The organism is Streptomyces mangrovisoli (assembly GCF_000974985.2).
In the GTDB taxonomy this organism is placed as follows: domain Bacteria; phylum Actinomycetota; class Actinomycetes; order Streptomycetales; family Streptomycetaceae; genus Streptomyces; species Streptomyces mangrovisoli.
The window spans coordinates 56,121-74,332 of record NZ_LAVA02000056.1; the positions used below are offsets into that span (position 1 = coordinate 56,121).

General features: G+C 72.5%; 16 protein-coding genes. 5 read left to right on the plus strand and 11 right to left on the minus strand.

Features of this window, described 5'->3' with window-relative positions:
* Positions 1-145 precede the first annotated feature (145 nt).
* Complete coding sequence (locus tag WN71_RS22860; protein ID WP_046583266.1) at positions 146-1,777, minus strand: amidohydrolase; 1,632 nt, start codon at positions 1,775-1,777, stop codon at positions 146-148.
* 81 nt (positions 1,778-1,858) lie between these two features.
* Complete coding sequence (locus WN71_RS22865) at positions 1,859-2,299, minus strand: Lrp/AsnC family transcriptional regulator (RefSeq protein ID WP_046583263.1); 441 nt, start codon at positions 2,297-2,299, stop codon at positions 1,859-1,861.
* A gap of 257 nt (positions 2,300-2,556) precedes the next feature.
* On the opposite strand from WN71_RS22865, the gene WN71_RS22870 reads away from it, so the two are divergent.
* Positions 2,557-2,994, plus strand: coding sequence for a hypothetical protein (locus WN71_RS22870; protein WP_046583262.1), 438 nt, complete (start codon positions 2,557-2,559; stop codon positions 2,992-2,994).
* Between the two features lie 26 nt (positions 2,995-3,020).
* On the opposite strand, the gene WN71_RS22875 is transcribed toward WN71_RS22870, so the two are convergent.
* Positions 3,021-4,115 (minus strand): phosphotransferase family protein, encoded by a 1,095-nt coding sequence (locus WN71_RS22875; protein WP_046583260.1) that lies wholly within the window; start codon positions 4,113-4,115, stop codon positions 3,021-3,023.
* Between the two features lie 11 nt (positions 4,116-4,126).
* Entirely contained in the window at positions 4,127-5,227 is a 1,101-nt protein-coding gene (locus tag WN71_RS22880; protein ID WP_046583259.1) for an Rv3169 family protein, read from the minus strand.
* Positions 5,228-5,366: 139 nt separating this feature from the next.
* Here WN71_RS22880 and WN71_RS43485 point away from each other — a divergent pair, with 139 nt between their 5' ends.
* Together WN71_RS43485 and WN71_RS22885 are read left to right on the plus strand one after the other, a co-directional pair.
* Entirely contained in the window at positions 5,367-5,639 is a 273-nt protein-coding gene (locus WN71_RS43485; RefSeq protein ID WP_240529721.1) for a hypothetical protein, read from the plus strand.
* A gap of 83 nt (positions 5,640-5,722) precedes the next feature.
* Entirely contained in the window at positions 5,723-7,006 is a 1,284-nt protein-coding gene (locus WN71_RS22885; protein ID WP_046583258.1) for a glycoside hydrolase family 18 protein, read from the plus strand.
* A gap of 80 nt (positions 7,007-7,086) precedes the next feature.
* On the opposite strand, the gene WN71_RS22890 is transcribed toward WN71_RS22885, so the two are convergent.
* The 5 genes from WN71_RS22890 to WN71_RS22905 all read right to left on the minus strand — a co-directional run bounded on the left by WN71_RS22890 (position 7,087) and on the right by WN71_RS22905 (position 12,450).
* Positions 7,087-7,743 carry a TetR/AcrR family transcriptional regulator gene (locus WN71_RS22890; RefSeq protein WP_046583257.1) on the minus strand — a complete coding sequence of 219 codons (657 nt, stop codon included), beginning with the start codon at positions 7,741-7,743 and terminating at the stop codon, positions 7,087-7,089.
* A gap of 82 nt (positions 7,744-7,825) precedes the next feature.
* Positions 7,826-7,966, minus strand: coding sequence for an SCO1431 family membrane protein (locus WN71_RS41000; RefSeq protein WP_107469723.1), 141 nt, complete (start codon positions 7,964-7,966; stop codon positions 7,826-7,828).
* Positions 7,967-8,130: 164 nt separating this feature from the next.
* Positions 8,131-9,516, minus strand: coding sequence for a peptidase C39 family protein (locus tag WN71_RS22895; RefSeq protein WP_046583255.1), 1,386 nt, complete (start codon positions 9,514-9,516; stop codon positions 8,131-8,133).
* Positions 9,517-9,857: 341 nt separating this feature from the next.
* Positions 9,858-11,399 carry an amino acid permease gene (locus WN71_RS22900; RefSeq protein ID WP_079178032.1) on the minus strand — a complete coding sequence of 514 codons (1,542 nt, stop codon included), beginning with the start codon at positions 11,397-11,399 and terminating at the stop codon, positions 9,858-9,860.
* A gap of 94 nt (positions 11,400-11,493) precedes the next feature.
* The gene (locus WN71_RS22905) at positions 11,494-12,450 is read right to left on the minus strand and encodes a hypothetical protein (protein WP_046583252.1); all 957 of its coding nucleotides are present in this window, start codon (positions 12,448-12,450) and stop codon (positions 11,494-11,496) included.
* Positions 12,451-12,651: 201 nt separating this feature from the next.
* Here WN71_RS22905 and WN71_RS22910 point away from each other — a divergent pair, with 201 nt between their 5' ends.
* Both WN71_RS22910 and WN71_RS22915 read left to right on the plus strand, forming a co-directional pair.
* A complete protein-coding gene (locus WN71_RS22910) occupies positions 12,652-13,305 on the plus strand; it encodes a uridine kinase family protein (RefSeq protein WP_046583250.1) in 654 nt (217 codons plus the stop codon).
* A gap of 429 nt (positions 13,306-13,734) precedes the next feature.
* Positions 13,735-15,600 (plus strand): AAA family ATPase, encoded by a 1,866-nt coding sequence (locus WN71_RS22915; protein WP_046583355.1) that lies wholly within the window; start codon positions 13,735-13,737, stop codon positions 15,598-15,600.
* A 103-nt stretch (positions 15,601-15,703) separates the two neighbouring features.
* Here the strand turns inward: WN71_RS22915 and WN71_RS22920 are convergent, their stop codons facing one another.
* Both WN71_RS22920 and WN71_RS22925 read right to left on the minus strand, forming a co-directional pair.
* The gene (locus WN71_RS22920; protein WP_046583248.1) at positions 15,704-16,801 is read right to left on the minus strand and encodes a hemolysin family protein; all 1,098 of its coding nucleotides are present in this window, start codon (positions 16,799-16,801) and stop codon (positions 15,704-15,706) included.
* Complete coding sequence (locus WN71_RS22925; protein ID WP_046583246.1) at positions 16,798-18,123, minus strand: hemolysin family protein; 1,326 nt, start codon at positions 18,121-18,123, stop codon at positions 16,798-16,800. The genes WN71_RS22920 and WN71_RS22925 overlap by 4 nt, the downstream gene beginning before the upstream one ends.
* Positions 18,124-18,212 lie beyond the last annotated feature (89 nt).

An 18,212-nucleotide genomic window follows, 5' to 3' on the forward strand; every position in this document is an offset into this window, starting at 1 on the left:
CGCCGAACCTACCCGCCCGCTGCCGTCGGCTGTCAACAGCTGCTTGACCTGCGCGGTTTCCGGCAAACCCCTGGTCAGGACCAAGGACACGCAGGTCGCACCGCGACCGGAAGGGGGCCGATCGCCCCCACCCGGACCCGCTAGATCACTCGCCCGGCCGTACGAAGACCGTCTCTCCCGCCACGACGGTGCGCAGGCAGACCGGCAGGTCGCGGCCCGGGGTGAGGTCGGGCAGGCCGGGGGTCCCGGAGCGGGGGTCGGTGGACCAGCGGGCGACCCGGTCGTCGGGGGCCTGCACGACGAGCTCGTCGGTGCGCCAGACGGCGTAGTCCGCGGGCGCGCCCGGCACCAGGACGCCCGCGTCGTCCCGTCCGACGGCCCGCCAGCCGCCCCGGGTGTGGGCGGTGAAGGCGGCGCGCACGGAGACCCGGTGCTCGGGCGTGCGGTGGAACGCGGCGGCCCGGACGGTGCCCCAGGGGTCGAGCGGGGTGACCGGGCTGTCGGAGCCGAAGGCCAGCGGGACACCGGCCCGCAGCAGGCTCGCGAAGGGGTTCAGGGTGCGGGCCCGGTCCGCGCCCAGGCGGCTCGCGTACATGCCGTCCTCACCGCCCCACAGCGCGTCGAAGGCGGGCTGCACGGAAGCGGTGAGGCCGAGCTCGGCGAAGGCCGCGACGGTCTCGGGGGTCATCATCTCGGCGTGTTCGACGCGGTGCCGGGCGGCGCGGACCCGGGCAAGGCCGACCTTCTCGGCGGCGGCCCGCACGCCGTCCACGACGGCGGTCACGGCCGCGTCGCCGATGGCGTGGAAGCCCGCCTGGAGGCCGGCCTCGGTGCAGGCGGTGACATGCGCGGCCACCGCGTCCGCGTCGAGGTAGGCGGTGCCGGTGTGGGCGGCGTCGGTGTACGGCTGGTGCAGGCAGGCGGTGTGCGAGCCGAGCGCCCCGTCGACGAACAGGTCGCCCGCGGCGCCGACCGCGCCGAGTTCGCGCGCCTTGTCGACGTCGCGCTCGGCCCAGTAGCCGACGACCCGGGGACCGCGCTCCTCGGCGGCGAGCCGGAGCAGCCCGGTGAAGTCGTCCTCGGAGGAGATCTCCGGCCCGCCGCACTCGTGGACGGTGCCGATGCCGAGGGCGGCGGCGCGGTCGAGGGCGGCGCGCTGGGCCGCGGCGCGCTGGGCGGGCGTCACGGCCGCGAACGCGGCGCCGCGCACGGCGTGGTGGGCGTCGGCGGTGAGCGGACCGCCGTCCGGGGTGCCGGCAAGGCCGGGGGCGAGGGCCAGCAGCGCGGTGGTGACGACGGCGGAGTGCACGTCGATCCGGGAGAGGTACAGGGGGCGCCCGCCGGCCGCCTCGTCCAGCTCGGCGCGGGTCGGCGGGCGGCCGCCGGGCCAGCGGGCGGCGTCCCAGCCGTGGCCGAGCAGGACGCGGTCGTCCGGGCGGGCGGCGGCGAACTCCCGCACCCGGGCCAGGGCCGCGTCCAGGGAGGGCGCGTCGGACAGGTCGAGTCCGGTGAGCGCGAGCCCGGTGGACGTCGTGTGCACGTGCGCGTCCGTGAACGCCGGGGTGACGAGGGCTCCGTCGAGGTCGATCACCTCGTCGACGCCGTCGGCGAAGGCGTCCGCGGCGCCCTCGGAGCCCACCCAGGCGACCTGGCCGCGCTCGACGACCATGGCGGTGGCGAAGGGGTCGGCGGGGCTGTGCACCTCGCCCCGGCGCAGCAGGACGGTCTTCGGCTCGGCTCGGCGCGCGGCGGCGGGCTCGGGGTTGCGCTCACTCATGCCCACCAGTCTCCCGCCTCGCCCGCCCGGCCCGGCACACGGGTCACGACCGCGGCGGCCGGCGCCCCGGGGGGCCGGGCCTCAGACGCGCGGCGGGCGGGCCTCGTACGGCGTCGAGAGCACGACCGTGGTCCGGGTCGAGACGCCCGCGAGCGTACGCAGCCGGGCGAGCAGCTCCTCGAGTTCGTGCGGGGTGGCCACGCGCACCTTGAGGATGTAGTTCTCGTCGCCCGCGACGCTGTGGCACGCCTCGATCTCGGGGACCCCGGCGAGGCGGTCCGCGATGTCGTCGGGGGCGCTGGGATCGAACGGTTTCACCGAGATGAAGGCGGTCATGGGCAGCCCGACGGCCTCGGCGTCGACCACCGCCGCGTATCCGCGGATCACGCCGCGCTGTTCCAGCCGGCGCACCCGCTGGTGCACGGCCGACGTGGACAGCCCCGTGGCCTTGCCCAGGTCTGTGTAGCTCATCCGCCCGTCCTTGACGAGCAGCTGCACGATCTGTCGGTCCAGCTCCTCCATGGCGCAAGAACCTACAGTGCGCCTGATCTCCACGGATACAGAAGCGGCCCAGGTCATACCCGGTTCGTGATGTTCCCGTGTCCGACGGGGGCGGCCGGGCGCCCGCACGGGGCATCTGCGAGGGGCATGTGACGAAGGACACAGTGGCCGAACGGGCCGCGCGATGTTCTCGTGATTACCGCCGAGACCGGGCGGGAAGTGCTTGCTGTGGTCGAGGCCGCAGCGCCTTCACGGCCCAGCCCGAGGGGGAGAATCCCATGCAGAGTCTTAAGCGCCCTGGTCGTTCCACGGCCAAGCGGCACCAGTCGGTCGTCGAGCCCGAGCCGGAGGGCGTCGAACCCGACGCCTTCGACGCCGAAGAGGCCGACGCCTACGACACGTTCGAGATGTACCGGGTCATCTGCCCGGACTGCGCGCAGCCCATCGCGCTCCTGGCGGACGAGGACGTCCTGCCGGAGCACGCGCTGTGCGCCTCGCCGTGGAACCCGTTCGGGCTGACGGTCTGTGCCGGTACCGGCCGCGCGGCCACCGAGGCCCGCCCCGCGGACGAGTCCGTCGAGCCCCAGGAGCAGGACACCGCCCTGCTGTTGACGCTCCCTCAGGGGCTCGACTGGCGGACCCAGCCCTTCTCGCACGTCGGCGGCCCGGGCTCGCGCCCGATGCGCGTGCCGGTGATGCGGCGCGAGGCCGCCTGAGCCCCGACGTACGGCTCCGGTAGCCCTCAACTCCAGTAGCTGCCCTGCACCATGGCGCGCAGCGTGCCGTGGTGCAGGATCAGCGTGTCCGGATCCGCCGGGACGGCGATCTCCCCGAAGTGCACCTGACGGTAGGCGATCCGCAGCATCACGATCGCGTGCCGCAGGGCGGCGTAGAGGGTGTGGAACTCCATGTCGCGGGGGCGGTGCCCGGTGAGCCGGGCGTAGCGCTCCTCGACCCGGTCCCGGCGCAGCAGCTCCGGCAGTCCTGCCTGCCCGAACGCGGCCGTGAGGTCCTGGAAGAAGCGGTGCAGGTAGATCGTCCAGCCCAGGTCCACCTCGCGCGGGGCCGGTGCGGCCATCTCCCAGTCCAGCACGGCGACCGGGTCGAACCCGTCGTAGACGATGTTGCCGATGCGCGCGTCGCCCCAACTGAGCACCGTCCGGCCGGATTCGGCGGGCCACAGGTGCTCCAGCCGCGCGAACGCGTCCTCGATCAGGGGTGATCGGGCGACACCGTCGACGACCCAGGCGTAGTAGGCGCGCTGGGACTCGACATGCCGGCGCAGCGCGTCCCCTTCGCCCGGCAGGGCGAGGAACTCCAGCTCGTCGAGCGGCACCTGGTCGTGCAGCCGGGCGAGGACGCCGACCGACGCGGCCTCCAGATGCGCGCGCTGCGCGTCGCTCGCCGCGTGCAGCCAGTTGCCCTCGTAGGTGTACGGCATGACGTCCGGCGGCACCCGGCCCTCGACGCGTTCCATGACGAAGAAGGGCGCTCCGAGCGGTTCCGGGTCCTCCTCCAGCCAGAGCACGCGCGGCACCGGCACGTCGGTGCGGTCCGCGACCAGCCGCATGGTGCGGAACTGGCGGGCCATGTCGTACTCGGGGAAGACGGTGTACGCCGCCGGGTCCGCGGCGAGCCGCAACGCGCAGGCCCGCAGCGGTGGTTCGGGGTGCTCGATGTCGAAGAGCAGGGTCTCGCTGGAGAGTCCGTTGGCGGCGGGGACGCGGACGTGCGCGGCGCGGGCGCCGGGCAGCCGGGTGCCGAGCCAGGCGGTCAGCCGGCGGCCGAGGTCCTCGGGGTCACGGGTGGTCGTGCGGGGGCGGGGTGCCGTGGTCATGGCCGGTCTCCTCAGGGCGCGACGGAGTCGAAACCGGTGAAGCCGCTGGGGTCGTGGCGGCCGAACGAGCCGTGCTCGAAGATGCCGTGGCCGATCCGGCCGTCGAGCCGGAACCGGGCGGCGTGGTCGGTGACGCCGTGGGCGGCGAGCCGGTGCGGTGCCGTCATGTCGTAGGTGCGCCGGTCGGTCCAGCCGTGGCCCTGCCAGGTGCCGTGCTGCCAGTCGTCGGCGGGCGGGTAGCCGGCGCCGAGGGCGAGCGGGGAGGAGAGCAGGATCTCCACGTCGAGCTCCTGGGGCTTTCGTACGTCGCCCAGGTGGACGGTGGCGCGTTCCGGGAGACGGGTGCCGGGGCGGTAGGCGATCTCGGCCTGGGGCCAGCCGAGTTGGCGGTCGCGGTGGCCGGGGCGGACGAGGGTGGCGTCGTTCAGCGAGCGGTGCCCGTCGGCGTCCTCCTGGAGGACGACCATCAGGAAGCGGTCGTCGAAGCGGACCGGGCACCAGATCCAGTGGAACCCCTCGGCCGGGTGCTCCGCGGCGAGCCGGCCGCCGTCCTCGCCGGGGAGCGGCCGTACGCCCCAGCTGCGGTCGCGGGTGCCGGTCCACTCCCCCGCCGTCACGCGTATCTCCTCGCCGGCCGCGCGGATCCACCCGGTGCAGCGCCCGGCCTGGACGAAGCGCCGCCCCTCCAGGGTGAGCCGGCCGCCGCGGCGCTGGACGTGGTGCGGCTCCCACAGGGCGGGGAAGTCGGCGGTCCAGGTGAGGTCGTACGCCAGCGTGTCGTCGTCGCAGGTCAGCCGGAGCCGTCGGAGCGGCTCGCGGGGCTCGATCCGCAGCGGTCCGACGGCCAGCCGCATCCGGTCGTCGCCGAGGGCGTCGGAGGCACGCACCGCGTGCAGGATGTCCCCGGTGCGCAGGGTGGCGTAGGCGTCGATGACACCGGTGTTGGGATAGACGCCGAGCCCGGTGATGAGCAGGGCGCGCCCGGTGTGGTCGAAGACGTGGAAGATGCAGCGGTCGTAGGCGTTGCGGTCCCCGGTGGCCACGTGCTTCATCGAGAGCGGCACCTGGTGGACGGGGTACTCGTCGAGCGCCACGGGACGGTCGTCGGGCACGGCTGGCCTCCCTGTCGGAGCGTCAGCTGACGGTACGTCAGGTCGGCCGGGTAGGCCAGACGGCGGAACGGACGCCACTGAACGCACGCGCGAATCCTCGCGCCGGTGACCTGTCCGCCCGCCGTCGCGTTGCCCCGGCATGACCCCCTCGCCCACCGTCCTGGGACGGCGCCGGACCTTTGTCCCGGGTCCCGCCGAATCGGTTCCGCTCGCCCCGCCGCCGCAGCTGCCGGACCCGCCCATCTACCGCGACCTCATGCGGACTTGGGCGGATCACGGGCGCGCCCTGCCGGGACGGCACGACCCGGAGTGGGTGCGGCTCGCGGCTCCGCCGGTACTGCGCATCGGCGACATCGACGAGCAGCGGCCGATCGCGGGAAATTGGTCCGAACCATTGACCAAAATGGTCTAGTCCTCCTAGCGTGTCGCTGCGCCGCCTCTCCGCGTCCATGCCAATCGGCGTGCGATCCCCTCAGCCCTGCGAGGAGACACCCGATGCACTTCACGCTCCGCCCCCGCGCCCGGTTCCGGGCGCTCGTGTCCGCCGCGGCCTGTGCCGTCCTCGGCGCCGGTCTGCTGGCCGGCGCGGGCACCGCCACCGCGCAGGACTCCGCGGCCGCCCAGCGGTCCACCGCGCAACAGCCCGCGAACGCGTCCGGTCACCAGGACGCGGCCCCCGGCCACAAGGTGGTCGGCTACTTCACCGACTGGGGCATCTACGCCCGCCAGTACTTCGTCAAGAACATCGAGACCTCCGGCTCCGCGAACCGCCTCACCCACATCGACTACGCCTTCGGCAACGTCACCGGCGGCAAGTGCGCGATCGGCGACTCCTGGGCGGACACCGACCGCCCGTTCACCGCCGAGGAGTCCGTGGACGGCGTCGCGGATGTCGCGGGCCAGCCGGTGAGCGGCAACATCAACCAGCTGCGCAAGCTGAAGAAGCTGCACCCGAACCTCAAGATCCTCTGGTCCTTCGGCGGGTTCAGCTGGTCCGGCGGCTTCGGCGAGGCGGCCAAGGACCCGGCGGCGTTCGCGCAGTCCTGCTACGACCTGGTCGAGGACCCGCGCTGGAAGGACGTCTTCGACGGTATCGACATCGACTGGGAGTACCCGGGCGCCTGCGGCAACACCTGCGACACCAGCGACCGTGAGGCCTACCGGAACCTGATGGCCGCGCTGCGCGCCAAGTTCGGCGGGCACGAGCTGATCAGCGCGGCGATCACCGCCGACGGCTCGCCCGGCGGAAAGCTCGACGCGGCGGACTACGCGGGCGCTTCGCGCTACGTCGACTGGTACCAGCCGATGACGTACGACTACTTCGGCGCGTGGGACGCCACCGGGCCGACCGCCCCGCACTCGCCGCTGACGTCCTACAAGGGCATTCCGCACGCCGGTTGGGACACCGCAGACACCATCGCCAAGCTGGAGCGGATGGGCGTCCCGTCCCGGAAGCTGCTGCTCGGCATCGGCTTCTACGGGCGCGGCTGGACCGGTGTCACGCAGTCGAAGCCGGGCGGCACGGCGACCGGGCCGGCCAAGGGCACGTACGAGGACGGCACCGAGGACTACAAGGTGCTGCGCACCAGTTGCCCGGCGACCGGCGTCGTCGGCGGCACCGCGTACGCCAAGTGCGGCAGCGACTGGTGGAGTTACGACACCCCACAGACCGTCGCGGGCAAGATGCGCTACAAGGACGCGCAGCGGCTGGGCGGCACGTTCTTCTGGGAGCTGAGCGGGGACACCTCGAACGGCGAGCTGATCAAGGCCATCCACTAGGGGGCCGACGGCAGTTGCCGACGCGAGGTGGGGGCGAAGGTCCGGCGGGGCCTTCGCCCCCACCTCTGTGTCACGGCGTGTCAGGTGTCGCGGCGGGCCGGGGGCGGGGCCGGGTAGGCCGGGTCCAGTTCCGCGACCGCCCGCAGGGCGCCGCCGAGCGTCTTCACCAGCAGCTCGCACAGGGTCTCGCGGGACAGTTCGGGGCGGTCGATCCAGTCGAGCGCGGCACCCTCGGCGCTGCACACCCAGGCGAGCAGGCCCATGCGAGCGACCGGGGCGATGTCGGTACGGCCGTACGCGCCCTCGGCGATGGTCGCGACGATCGCCTCGCGCACCCCGTCACGCACCGCGTGCACCTCGGCGTCGAACCCGACCCCGCCGCTGACGATGGTCCGGTAGGCGGCCTGGTTGTGCTCGACATAGCGCAGATAGCTGTCGATGGTGCGGTGCACCCGGTCCACGGCGGGGAGTTCGACGCCGCTCGCCGCGAAGGTCACGAGGTCGCTCACCGAGTCGTGGATGATCGCGAGGTAGTAGCCGCGCTTGGACTGGAAGTAGTAGTAGATCAGCCCCTTGGCGACGCCGGCCTGGCGGGCGATGTCGTCCATCGAGAGCGCGTCGTAGGACGTGTCGGCGAACAACTTCCGCCCGATGGCGATGAGTTCGGCGCGGCGAGCCGCCGAGCGCTCGGTGCCGCCCGCCCGCGGCCGGGGGGCGGCGTCGTGCTGTTGGCGCATGTTCAAGGCGGACCCTGGTCTCCTGCGGTGTTCTGCGGGCAGCGGGACATGCGCAGTATGGCAGCTCTCCGTATGCGTCAGGTCACAGCAGTCCGAGCCCGGTGACAAGCATCGCGATCACCACGACGAGGGTCCAGCCGAGGACGTGTTCGAGGATCTCGGGGCCGTTCTCCCGGGGTCCGCCGGTGCGGGCGCGGGGGGCGGTGGCGGGGTGTGCCGTCATGGTCTCTCACTGGGGTCGCGGGTGCGGTGCTTCGTACTCCCCCGTGTCTCCCCCGCCGTCCTGTCCACCTTGCCACCGTTCGGGGCGTCCGCGGCGGAGAGCTTGGTCACACGGCCCGCGGCCCCCGGACGCGCCGGGGGCCGCGGGCCGCGGTGCCGCGCGGATCAGCGGACGCCGACCGCCGCGAGAGCTTTGCGCTGGTGGGGGGTGGGGTGTGAAGGGAAGTAGAGGTAGCAGACGCCGCCGGTGCCCGAGGAGACGCCGCCGGAGGCGTTGTACCGCTTGGTCCTGAGCCAGATGTTCTCGAACTCCCGGCGCAGATAGACGCGTCGGACGGCGTCGTCGCTGGGTGAGGCCGGGTCGTTGGCGATCACGTCGCCCTCGGCGGTGAAGCCGATGACCGTCATCAGATGGCCGGAGGTGCCGTAACCGGCCCCGGTCAGCTCGGTCTTGAGGAAGGACTGCGACGTTATGGCCGGGATGCCCGCGGCGATCAGGGTCTCCAGGTCGGAGAGGGAGCCGAGCCGGGTGATCACGCCCTGGAGGCCGTGGAACGTGGCGGCGTAGGCGGCGTTGAACGGCCAGTTGCCGCAGCCCTCATACTGGTTGTCGTACGTGGCACGGGCCGCGTGGTCGACCTGCGGGTCGGCGTACGTCGGGTCGACCCAGGCGAGTTGCTCCGGGGTGAGGCGGCCGCCCCAGTACTCGATGATCATCTGCGAGGAGGTCGGGCTGCACCAGGCCTCGCCGCCGTTGTCGTACTGCGGGTACTGGCCCTTGTGGATCTCCTGCGAGTAGCGCGGGACGGTCAGTTCCTGGGCCAGGCCGGGAGTGGAGGCCGGGACGGTGAACCGGTCGGGGATGTCGGAGCCCATCGCGCCGAGCCGCCAGACCGTGGGGGTGAGCCGGGTGCCCGGCCTCCGGTAGAGGGTCAGCCGCAGCCGGTAGTCCACCAGGCGCAGGCCGGTGGTGGCGTCGTCGATGGCGAAGGTGTCCGTCCAGATCGTGCTCTTGCCGTCGGTCTGGTCGTCCACGGAGGTCCGCTTGATGTCCTGGTCGCCGGCCGCCCAGCGGCCCATGACGTACCAGGGGGTGGCGGTGCCGTCGGAGTAGGTGCCGTTCAGCTCCACCTGGAGCCAGGTGCCGGCGGGGGTGTCCGCGTTCCAGGAGGCGACGACCTCGGTGGCCGGGACGGCGAGCCGGTGCACCGGCGAGGTCCAGGTGGCGTACTCCCAGGCGGCGGTGGTGCCGGTGTGCGGGTCGGTGTAGTCGGTGGTGCCCTCCGGCCGGGCGACCACGACGCCGGGCCGGTGCCCGGCGACGGCCCGCACGCCGTGGGCCGCGCCGCCGCGCCATTCCGTGTACGACGTCCAGGACCGGTAGTCGACGAGGCGGGCCGGCGCCTTCACCTTCGCTTTCGTCGGGGCGGGGCCCGCGTCCTCGGTGTCGGCGGCGGTGGCGGCGGCTGCGGGACCGGCGCCGCCGGCCACCGCGGCGGCGACCGCGGCGGCCAGAACGGTTCTGCGGGACGGCTGTTCGGCTCTGCTCATGGGTGGAGGACCCCCAGGTGTCCGAGTCGGGGCGGTACCGATGCACGGCTGTGCGCCCACTATGGCCGTACACGCCATGGCCCTGCCAGCACTTCGGCTCGTGCCACGCCGACCAATATTGGTAGAGACCACTGGCGTGACCTGGGTCCCTGCGGGGTCCCTGCGGGGGCTCTTACGGGGCACGGACCCACCCGGCCGCGCCCTTCAGGGGCGCGGGAAACTGTGCGAAGGGGCCCCACCGGGCCGCGGACGGGCGCGAAAGCACCATGGCCGTCCGCGGGTTCGTCGTGGTCGCTCGCGCCGTTCCCCGCGCCCCTTGCGGGGCACGGGAAGGGGGCGGATCAGATCAGGTCCATCGCCGCCACCTCGTCCGGGCGGCCGTAGCTGACCGGGCCGTGGAAGCGGCGGCGGGCCGTGGCGAACCACCAGACCGTGGCGATCAGCAGGACCGCCGCCAGGGCGATGGGGGCGTAGTTGAAGGAGTCGACCGTGATCGGGGAGGCCTGCGGGAGCATGAACAGGACGCTGCTCAGCAGGACCCAGAGCACGGCGACGACGCCCACCGGGCGGCCCCAGCGACCCAGATGCCAGGGGCCGGGCTGGAACGCGTCGCCGAGGCGCAGCCGGAGGAAGATCGGGACGGCGTAGGCGAGGAACAGGCCGACGACGTTGACGCTGACGATCGCGGTGAAGGCGGTGTGCGACCACCAGCCGGGCAGGACCAGGGCCAGCGAGCAGCCGACCGCGAGCCACACGGCCTTGACGGGCGTGCGGGTGCGCGGCGAGACCGAGTGCCACCAGCGCGAGCCCGGCATGGCGCCGTCCCGCGAGAACGCGAAGATCTGCCGGGTGTTGCTGGTCAGGTTGGCCAGCCCGCAGAACAGCATCGAGCCGATGACGATCAGCAGGATCGCCTTGGCCCACCCCATGCCGAGCCCGTCGATGAGGATCTGGACCGGCGGCGCGGCGGCCCCGGCGACCTCGGAGTAGCTCCGAATGCTGTAGACCAGCGCGAGCATCAGCACCAGGCCGGTGATCGCGGAATAGCCGATGGACCGGGTGATGCCGCGGGGCGCGTTCACCGTCGCCCGGACCGTTTCCTCGGACATGTGGAAGCTGCCGTCGAACCCGGTGAACGTCCAACTGGTGACCAACAGCCCGAGCATCCCGCCGTAAAGCCCGTTCGTGAAGCCGGTGTTGTTCTCGAAATGCGTGACGAAGGACGCGGACTGGTGGTGATCGGGCATCACTACGAGTGTGCCCACGATCACCACGAGTCCGATCAGCAGCCACCACACGGAGATCCGGTTCAGCACGGCCACGAGGTGCACGGTGTAGGTGTTGGCCAACCCCTGGACGATCACGATCGCGGCGGTGATCAGCACGGTCTGGTGCGTGGTGGGCTCGTACGACGGCCACTGCAGGGCGATGAACGCCTGGATGAAGGTGGCCGCCGCGTAACCGGTGGCGGCCGTACCGCCGATCTGGCCGACGAAGTTGAGCCAGCCCGTGTACCAGGACCACGCACCCTTGTGCCGTTTGGCGAGCTTTCCGGCGGAGAAATAGAGCGCGCCGCTCGTCGGAAATGCCGAGGCGACCTCGGCCATGGCGGCGCCGATGAAGAGAACCATCACGGAGACGCCGATCCAGCCGAATACGAGAATGCGTGGCCCGCCCGCGTTCAGGCCGTATCCGAAGGACGAGAAAATACCCGAGATGATGTTGATGATCGTGAACGATATCGCGAAATTGTCGAACGCCTGGAAACGCCGGGTGAGTTTCCGCGGATAACCCATCGCGTGCAGGGTGGCGTCGTCGTCGAGCGTGATCGGGTCCGCCGACCCGCGACTTCTGCCGGGCGGGGTGGATATCCGTTCTGACACGGCCGTGCCTTTCTCTCGGTGGGGACGGACAGCTGAACCCTGGAACGGATGGTGCGGAGGGAACGGGTGGGACGGAGGGAACGGGCGGAGAGGGTCAAGGGGCGCCCGGCACCGGGAGTCCGCAGGCGCGACGGGCGCGCGTGAGCTGCTCCTCGGGCTCGCCGAAGGCGCTCCACGGCATCCGCGAGGCGTAGGGACCCATCGCCGCGAACACCGCGCGCGCCTCGAACTCGCACTTGGCCATGGTCAGGGCGTGGGCGAGATAGGCCAGGTCGAGCACCGGCGTGTGCCGGTAACCGGGCACCGTGGGCAGCCAGTTGTGATAGGCCGCGAGCGCCGCGGACCGCCACTGGGGCTGCTCCCAGACCCGGTCGGCGAGCAGTTGGGTGGGGTTGTAGCCCTCCACCAGGGCGACCAGCGGAAGCAGCCGCAAAGGGGAATCGGCGGGCGCCCGCTGGCTGAGGAAGGCGGCGACGTCCCAGGCGGCGTTGACCGAGCCGCCGTGCCGGGTGAAGAAGAAGGCGAGGAAGCGGTGGTGCGCCTCGCGGTGGAACGGATCGAGGGCGAGGACGTGGGAGAACAGCCGCCAGGGGCCGGCCGGGGCGGTGAGCAGCCCGCGGGGCGCGGGATCGCGCAGCCGGTGCAGCCGGGCCATGGCCAGCCGGGCCGCCCACGGCGTGGGGTCGGCCGCGACCAGGGCGGAGGCGCGGTCGCAGGCGGAGAGCGCGATACGTTCCAGCGCCCCGGCCCGGTCGTCGCGCGCGTCGGCCGCGCGCAGCGCGCGCAGGACCGCGACCCGGGCCCACAGCAGGGCGGCCTCCGGCCCGGGTTCCTCGGCGAGCCAGCGCTCGGTCAGATCGGAGTCGGCCGCCTCGGAGGCGAGGACCAGGGAGCGGTGGGCGCGCAGGGCGAAGTCGGTGCGGGTCTCCGCGAGCGCTTCCCGGGCGCTGAGATATCTGCCGGCCCGGACATCGACGCACACGCTCGCGAGCGTCCGGTCGTCGGCCGCCGGATGCCAGACATACTGCCCCTCGAATAATCCAGCGGCCATCTTCCCCGTCCGTCCCCCGTTTCGCGCTTCGCAGTGCGCACCAGGCACCCTACTCACCACGAAGCACAAGCGGAACGGCAATTTCGGCGCACCGGGTGCTCGATTCCGTACGGCAATACGACTGGCCGCGGACCAGTCAACGACTAGTTCAATCCGGCACTAAAATGTACCCACGCAAGAACCCCGGAAGACCCCAGATATATGCCGGTACCGCATCGCACCTCGGGAAACACCATTCACGACCTCACCCTCCGCCTCACCGCCCTCGCCCCCTCCTGCGGGCCGGTCCGGCTGATCGGCGTCGACGGTCACGCCGGCTCCGGGAAGTCCACGTTCGCCGCCCGGCTGGCCGCTTCGCTGGGCGGCGCCCCGGTGCTCCATCTCGACGACGTCGCCAGTCACGACGAGCTGTTCGCCTGGACCGGCCGCCTGCTGGCCCAGGTGATCGAACCGCTGCGCCGGGGCGCGCCGGCGTCCTACACCCCCTACGACTGGCGCGCCCGCCGCTTCGGCACGGCGCGGGAGCTGCCCGCCGCGCCGGTGCTGATCGTCGAGGGGGTCGGCGCCGGACGCCGGGCGCTGCGCCCGCATCTGGCGATGTTGCTGTGGATGGAGCTGCCGCACGAGGAGTCCTGGGCGCGCGGCAGGCAGCGGGACGGGGAGGAGCAGCGGGACTTCTGGGCCGGGTGGGTCGGGGCGGAGCGCCGGCATTTCGCCGAGGACCCCTCGCGGCCGTTCGCCGACGTATTGGTACGGCAGTCACCCGAGGGGTACGAGGTGCTCCCGGGGCCCGGGAAGACCGTTGGACCGGACCACACGGTGACCGACAGTGAAGGGCCGTCGGCGGTGTGCTGAACTCGTGAAGGCACCGTCCCGAGAAGTTGCCTCAGTGTCCCAACTCGGCTTGACCGGCGGGCCGTACAGGACTTACGTTCTCAATGTGCGGACGTTCGGAGCCGCCCCTCATACGCGAAGCCCCCGATTGTTCCCCCGTGATCGGGGGCTTCGTCTTGCCTCCGCAGCGCCTTCGGGGCGCTACGGGCTGTCGATCGCTCACTCTCGGTCACGGTCCGCTGCCGGGCGCGTCCGCTCCCACCTCGTCGAACGGTCCGTGCGGCACCCTTAAGAGACCGACCGGCCCGCAGGTACGATGCCTTCGGTGCGACCTGCGGACGGCTGCCCCGCACACCGTGCAAGTCCGGCCCGCCGCACCGCGGTTCGACCTAGGCCGACGGGCACGAGCCCGGCGGTTGCCCGACGGGGGCGCGGTTTGTGGGGGACGTGATGGACTTCGGCACGCAGGGCCCCGAGGCCCCGGCCGACCTCGCCTGGCTGCGAGGTGTGGACGCCTACACCATGGGCGCCTATCCACAGGCGGAGGAGGAGTTCCGCACGGCCGTGCGGATGGATCCGGGGATGGCCGACGGCTGGCTCGGACTGCACGCGCTGCGCGTCGACACGACGACCGCGCTGCTGCGGATGCACCGGCACCGTGAGCGCTTCGGCGAGCAGCGCTCCCGGCATCGCCGTACCCTCAACTCCTGGTACTGGCTGGGCTGGTGGGTGCAGCCGGTGCTGGAGAGCCCGCGCGATCTGCTGCTCGCGCACGCCTCGCACTGGCTGGACGGCCGCCATGTGCCCGAACTCGACCGGGCGCTGGCCGGGTTGCCGCCGGTGGACACCGACCACCAGGTCCGCTTCCTGCACGCCTGCCGGGCCTACCTGGTCAAGGACTGGGAGCAACTCGTCCGGCACACCGACCCGTTGGTCAACGACACCCTGCTCGGCATCGAGGCCGGCCTGTTCGGCGGCATGGCCCGGGTGCGGCTGGAGATGTACGGCCAGGCCGAGCCGCTGCTGTCCGCGTCCCTGATGCGCTGCCGCAGCGAACAGCCACAGCGCAAGGAGTTGCGCTACTGGCTGGCCAGAGCGCACGAGGGCACCGGGCGCTCGGCCGCCGCCCTGCCGCTGTACCGGGCCGTGCACCGGGTCGACCCGGCCTTCATGGACACCTCGGCCCGGCTCGCGGCGATCGCCGAGGGCGACGGGTACGACGACGCGGCCGACCTCGCGGCGATCACCCTCACCGGCGCCGGGCAGGACGCGGTCGACGGACCCGACATCCTCGACCCGCTCTTCGGCACGGAGGCGCGGGATCTGCGGTTCCCGGAACCCGATCTGCCGCCCGCGGGGACCCTGCCGTCGGTGATCGACCCGACGGTGCGGGAGAAGACGACCGTCGGCTCGGCACCGCTGCCGACCGGCCCGACCGACCCGGCGTTACTGGAGGAGGCGCTCGCCGAACTCGAGCGCATGGTGGGCCTGGAACCCGTGAAACGCCAGGTCAAGGCGTTGTCCGCGCAGCTGAACATGGCGCGGCTGCGGGCCGGGCAGGGGCTGCCGGTGCAGCCGCCCAAGCGCCACTTCGTCTTCTCCGGGCCCTCCGGCACCGGCAAGACCACCGTCGCCCGCATCCTGGGCCGGGTCTTCTACGCCCTCGGGCTGCTCGGCGGCGACCACCTCGTGGAGGCCCAGCGCGCCGACCTGGTCGGCGAGTACCTCGGCCAGACCGCGGTGAAGGCCAACGAGCTGATCGACTCCGCGATCGGCGGGGTGCTCTTCGTGGACGAGGCGTACTCGCTGTCCAACTCCGGCTACGGCAAGGGCGACGCGTACGGCGACGAGGCGCTCCAGGTGCTGCTGAAGCGGGCCGAGGACAACCGCGACCATCTGGTGGTCATCCTGGCCGGCTACCCCGAGGGCATGGACCGGCTGCTCGCCGCCAACCCCGGCCTGTCGTCCCGCTTCACGAGCCGGGTGGACTTCCCGTCGTACCGCCCGCTGGAACTGACCTCGATCGGCGAGGTGCTGGCGGCCGAGAACGGCGACGTGTGGGACGAGGAGGCGCTGGACGAACTGCGGTCCATCGCCGGGCACGTGGTCGACCAGGGCTGGATCGACGAACTCGGCAACGGCCGCTTCCTGCGCACCCTGTACGAGAAGAGCTGCGCCTACCGGGACCTGCGGCTGTCGGTCTACCCCGGCACGCTGTCCCGAGACGACCTGTCCACCCTGCGGCTGCCGGACCTGATGCAGGCGTACGGCGAGGTCCTCTCGGGCCGCGGCCCGCACGACCCCTCGGCCATGTGACACCGGCCGGCCGGAACGGCCCCGACGGGAACGCAGGCCCATCGACACGGCCCCCGGCGCGAACGCCGGGGGCCGTGTCGATGGGCCAGGCGCGCCAGGTGGGCTAGGTCGCCAGCGCCTGTTCCGGTTCACCGCTCGGCCGGGGCTCGGCGAGCGTCTTCGTGACCGCCGGCTCCTGGGGCCTGCGGTGGGCCGGGTCACGGACCTCGCCGACCAGGAGCTCCAGGACGTCCTCCAGCGCCACGAGGCCGAGGAGGCGGCCCTTGGCGTCCGCGACCTGGGCCAGGTGGGTCGCCGCCCGGCGCATCACCGTCAGGGCGTCGTCCAGCGGGAGTTCCGGGCGCAGGGTCACCATGCGGCGCCAGATCTGCTGCGGCACCGCGCGGTCGGAGTCCTCCAGGTCGAGGACGTCCTTCACATGCAGATAGCCCATGAATCCGCCCCGCTCCGCCGCTATCGGGAAGCGGGAGTAGCCGGTGCGGGCGGTGAGTTCGACGATCTGCCCCGGGGTGACCGACGGCGGGACCGTCACCAGCGTCTCGCTGCGCAGCAGCACGTCGGTGACGGGGCGGGAGCCCAGTTCCAGCGCGTCCTCCAGCCGCTCCTGCTCCTCCGGGTCGAGCAGTCCGGCCTGCCCGGAGTCCTCCAGCAGCCGGTTGAGCTGCTCGCTGGTGACGACGGCCTCGACCTCGTCCTTGGGCTCGACGCGGAACAGCCGCAGGATGCCCTGGGCGCAGGCGCCGAGCGCCACGGTGATCGGCCGGCAGACCCGGGCGAACGCGACCAGCCCCGGACTCAGCCACAGCGCGGCCTTCTCCGGCGCCGCCATGGCCAGGTTCTTCGGGACCATCTCGCCGATCACGAGGTGGAAGAAGACCACCGCGGCCAGCGCGATGACATAGCCCAGGGGATGGATCACGCCCTCGGGCAGCCGCATCCACGCGAAGACGGGCTCCAGCAGGTGCGCGACGGTGGGCTCGGCGACCGCGCCGAGGGTCAGCGAGCAGACGGTGATGCCGAACTGGGCGGCGGCCATCATCTGCGGCAGCCGCTCCAGGCCGTAGAGCACCTGGCGGGCGCGGGCCGTGCCGAGCGGTTCGATCTGGCTGCGGCGCACCGAGACCAGGGCGAACTCGGCGCCGACGAAGAAGCCGTTGGCGAGCACGAGCAGCGCGGCGAAGACGAGTTGGAGCACGCTCATCGGGCCACCTCCACGACCGCGCCGGTGCGCACCAGGCGCACCCGCTCGGCGCGGTAGTGCCCGACCTGGCGCACCGACAGCCGCCAGCCCGGGAGTTCCGCGCGGTCGCCGGGGACGGGGATACGGCCGAGCAGGTCGGCGACGAGTCCGGCGACGGTCTCGTACGGCCCCTCGGGCACGTCGAGGCCGATCCGGCGGAGCAGGTCGACCCGGCAGCTCCCGTCGGCGTCCCAGGCGGGCCTGCCGTCCTCCGGCGGGGCGGCGGCGAGTTCGGGCACGTCCTGTCCGTCGTGCTCGTCGCGGACCTCGCCGACGATCTCCTCGACGATGTCCTCCAGGGTGACCACCCCGGCCGTGCCGCCGTACTCGTCGACGACGACGGCGATGGGCTGCTCGCTGCGCAGCCGGGCGAGCAGGGGCTGCACCGGCAGCGTCTCCGGCACCAGCAGGGCCGACCGGGCGATGCGGCCGACGGGGGTGCGCAGCCGGTCGGCGACCGGCACCGCGAGGGCGTCCTTGAGGTGCACCATGCCGACGACCTCGTCGATCCGCTCCCGGTAGACCGGGAAGCGGGACAGGCCCGTGGCGCGGGTGAGGTTGACCACGTCCTCGGCGGTCGCGGACGACTGGAGCGCGCTGACCTTCACGCGCGGGGTCATCACGTGCTGCGCGGTCAGGTCGCCCAGGGACAGGGTGCGCACGAACAGGTCGGCGGTGTCCTGCTCCAGGGCGCCGGCCTGCGCCGAGTGCCGGGCCAGCGAGACCAGCTCGCCCGGGGTGCGGGCGGAGGCCAGCTCCTCGGTGGGCTCGACGCCGAGCGCGCGCACCAGCCGGTTCGCGACCGTGTTCAGGGCGGCGATCACCGGGCGGAACAGGCGGGAGAACAGGTGCTGGGGCCCGGCGACGAACCGTGCGACCTGGAGCGGCTTGGACACCGCCCAGTTCTTCGGGACCAGTTCGCCGATCACCATCTGGAGCGCGGAGGCCAGCAGCATGCCGACGACGACCGCGATCCCGGAGACGGCGCCCTCGGGCAGGCCGAGCGCGGCGAACGGGGCGTGCAGCAGCGAGGCCAGCGCCGGTTCGGCGAGCATGCCGACGACGAGCGAGGTGATGGTGATGCCCAGCTGGGTGCCGGAGAGCTGGAAGGAGAGTTCCTTCAGCGAGTCGACGACCGTGCGGGCGCGGCGGTCTCCGTCGGCGGCGGCCTTCTCGGCCTCGGGGCGCTCCACGGTGATCAGGCCGAACTCGGCGGCCACGAAGAAGCCGTTGGCCAGGATCAGCAGGAACGCGGCCGCCAGGAGCAGCAGGGGGAGGGTCATGCCGCCACCTCGGTATGTCGGGAGGGGGCGGCGCAGGTACTACAGGACGAACCGTCCATCGCTGGAGGGAGTCACTCCTCGAATATGCA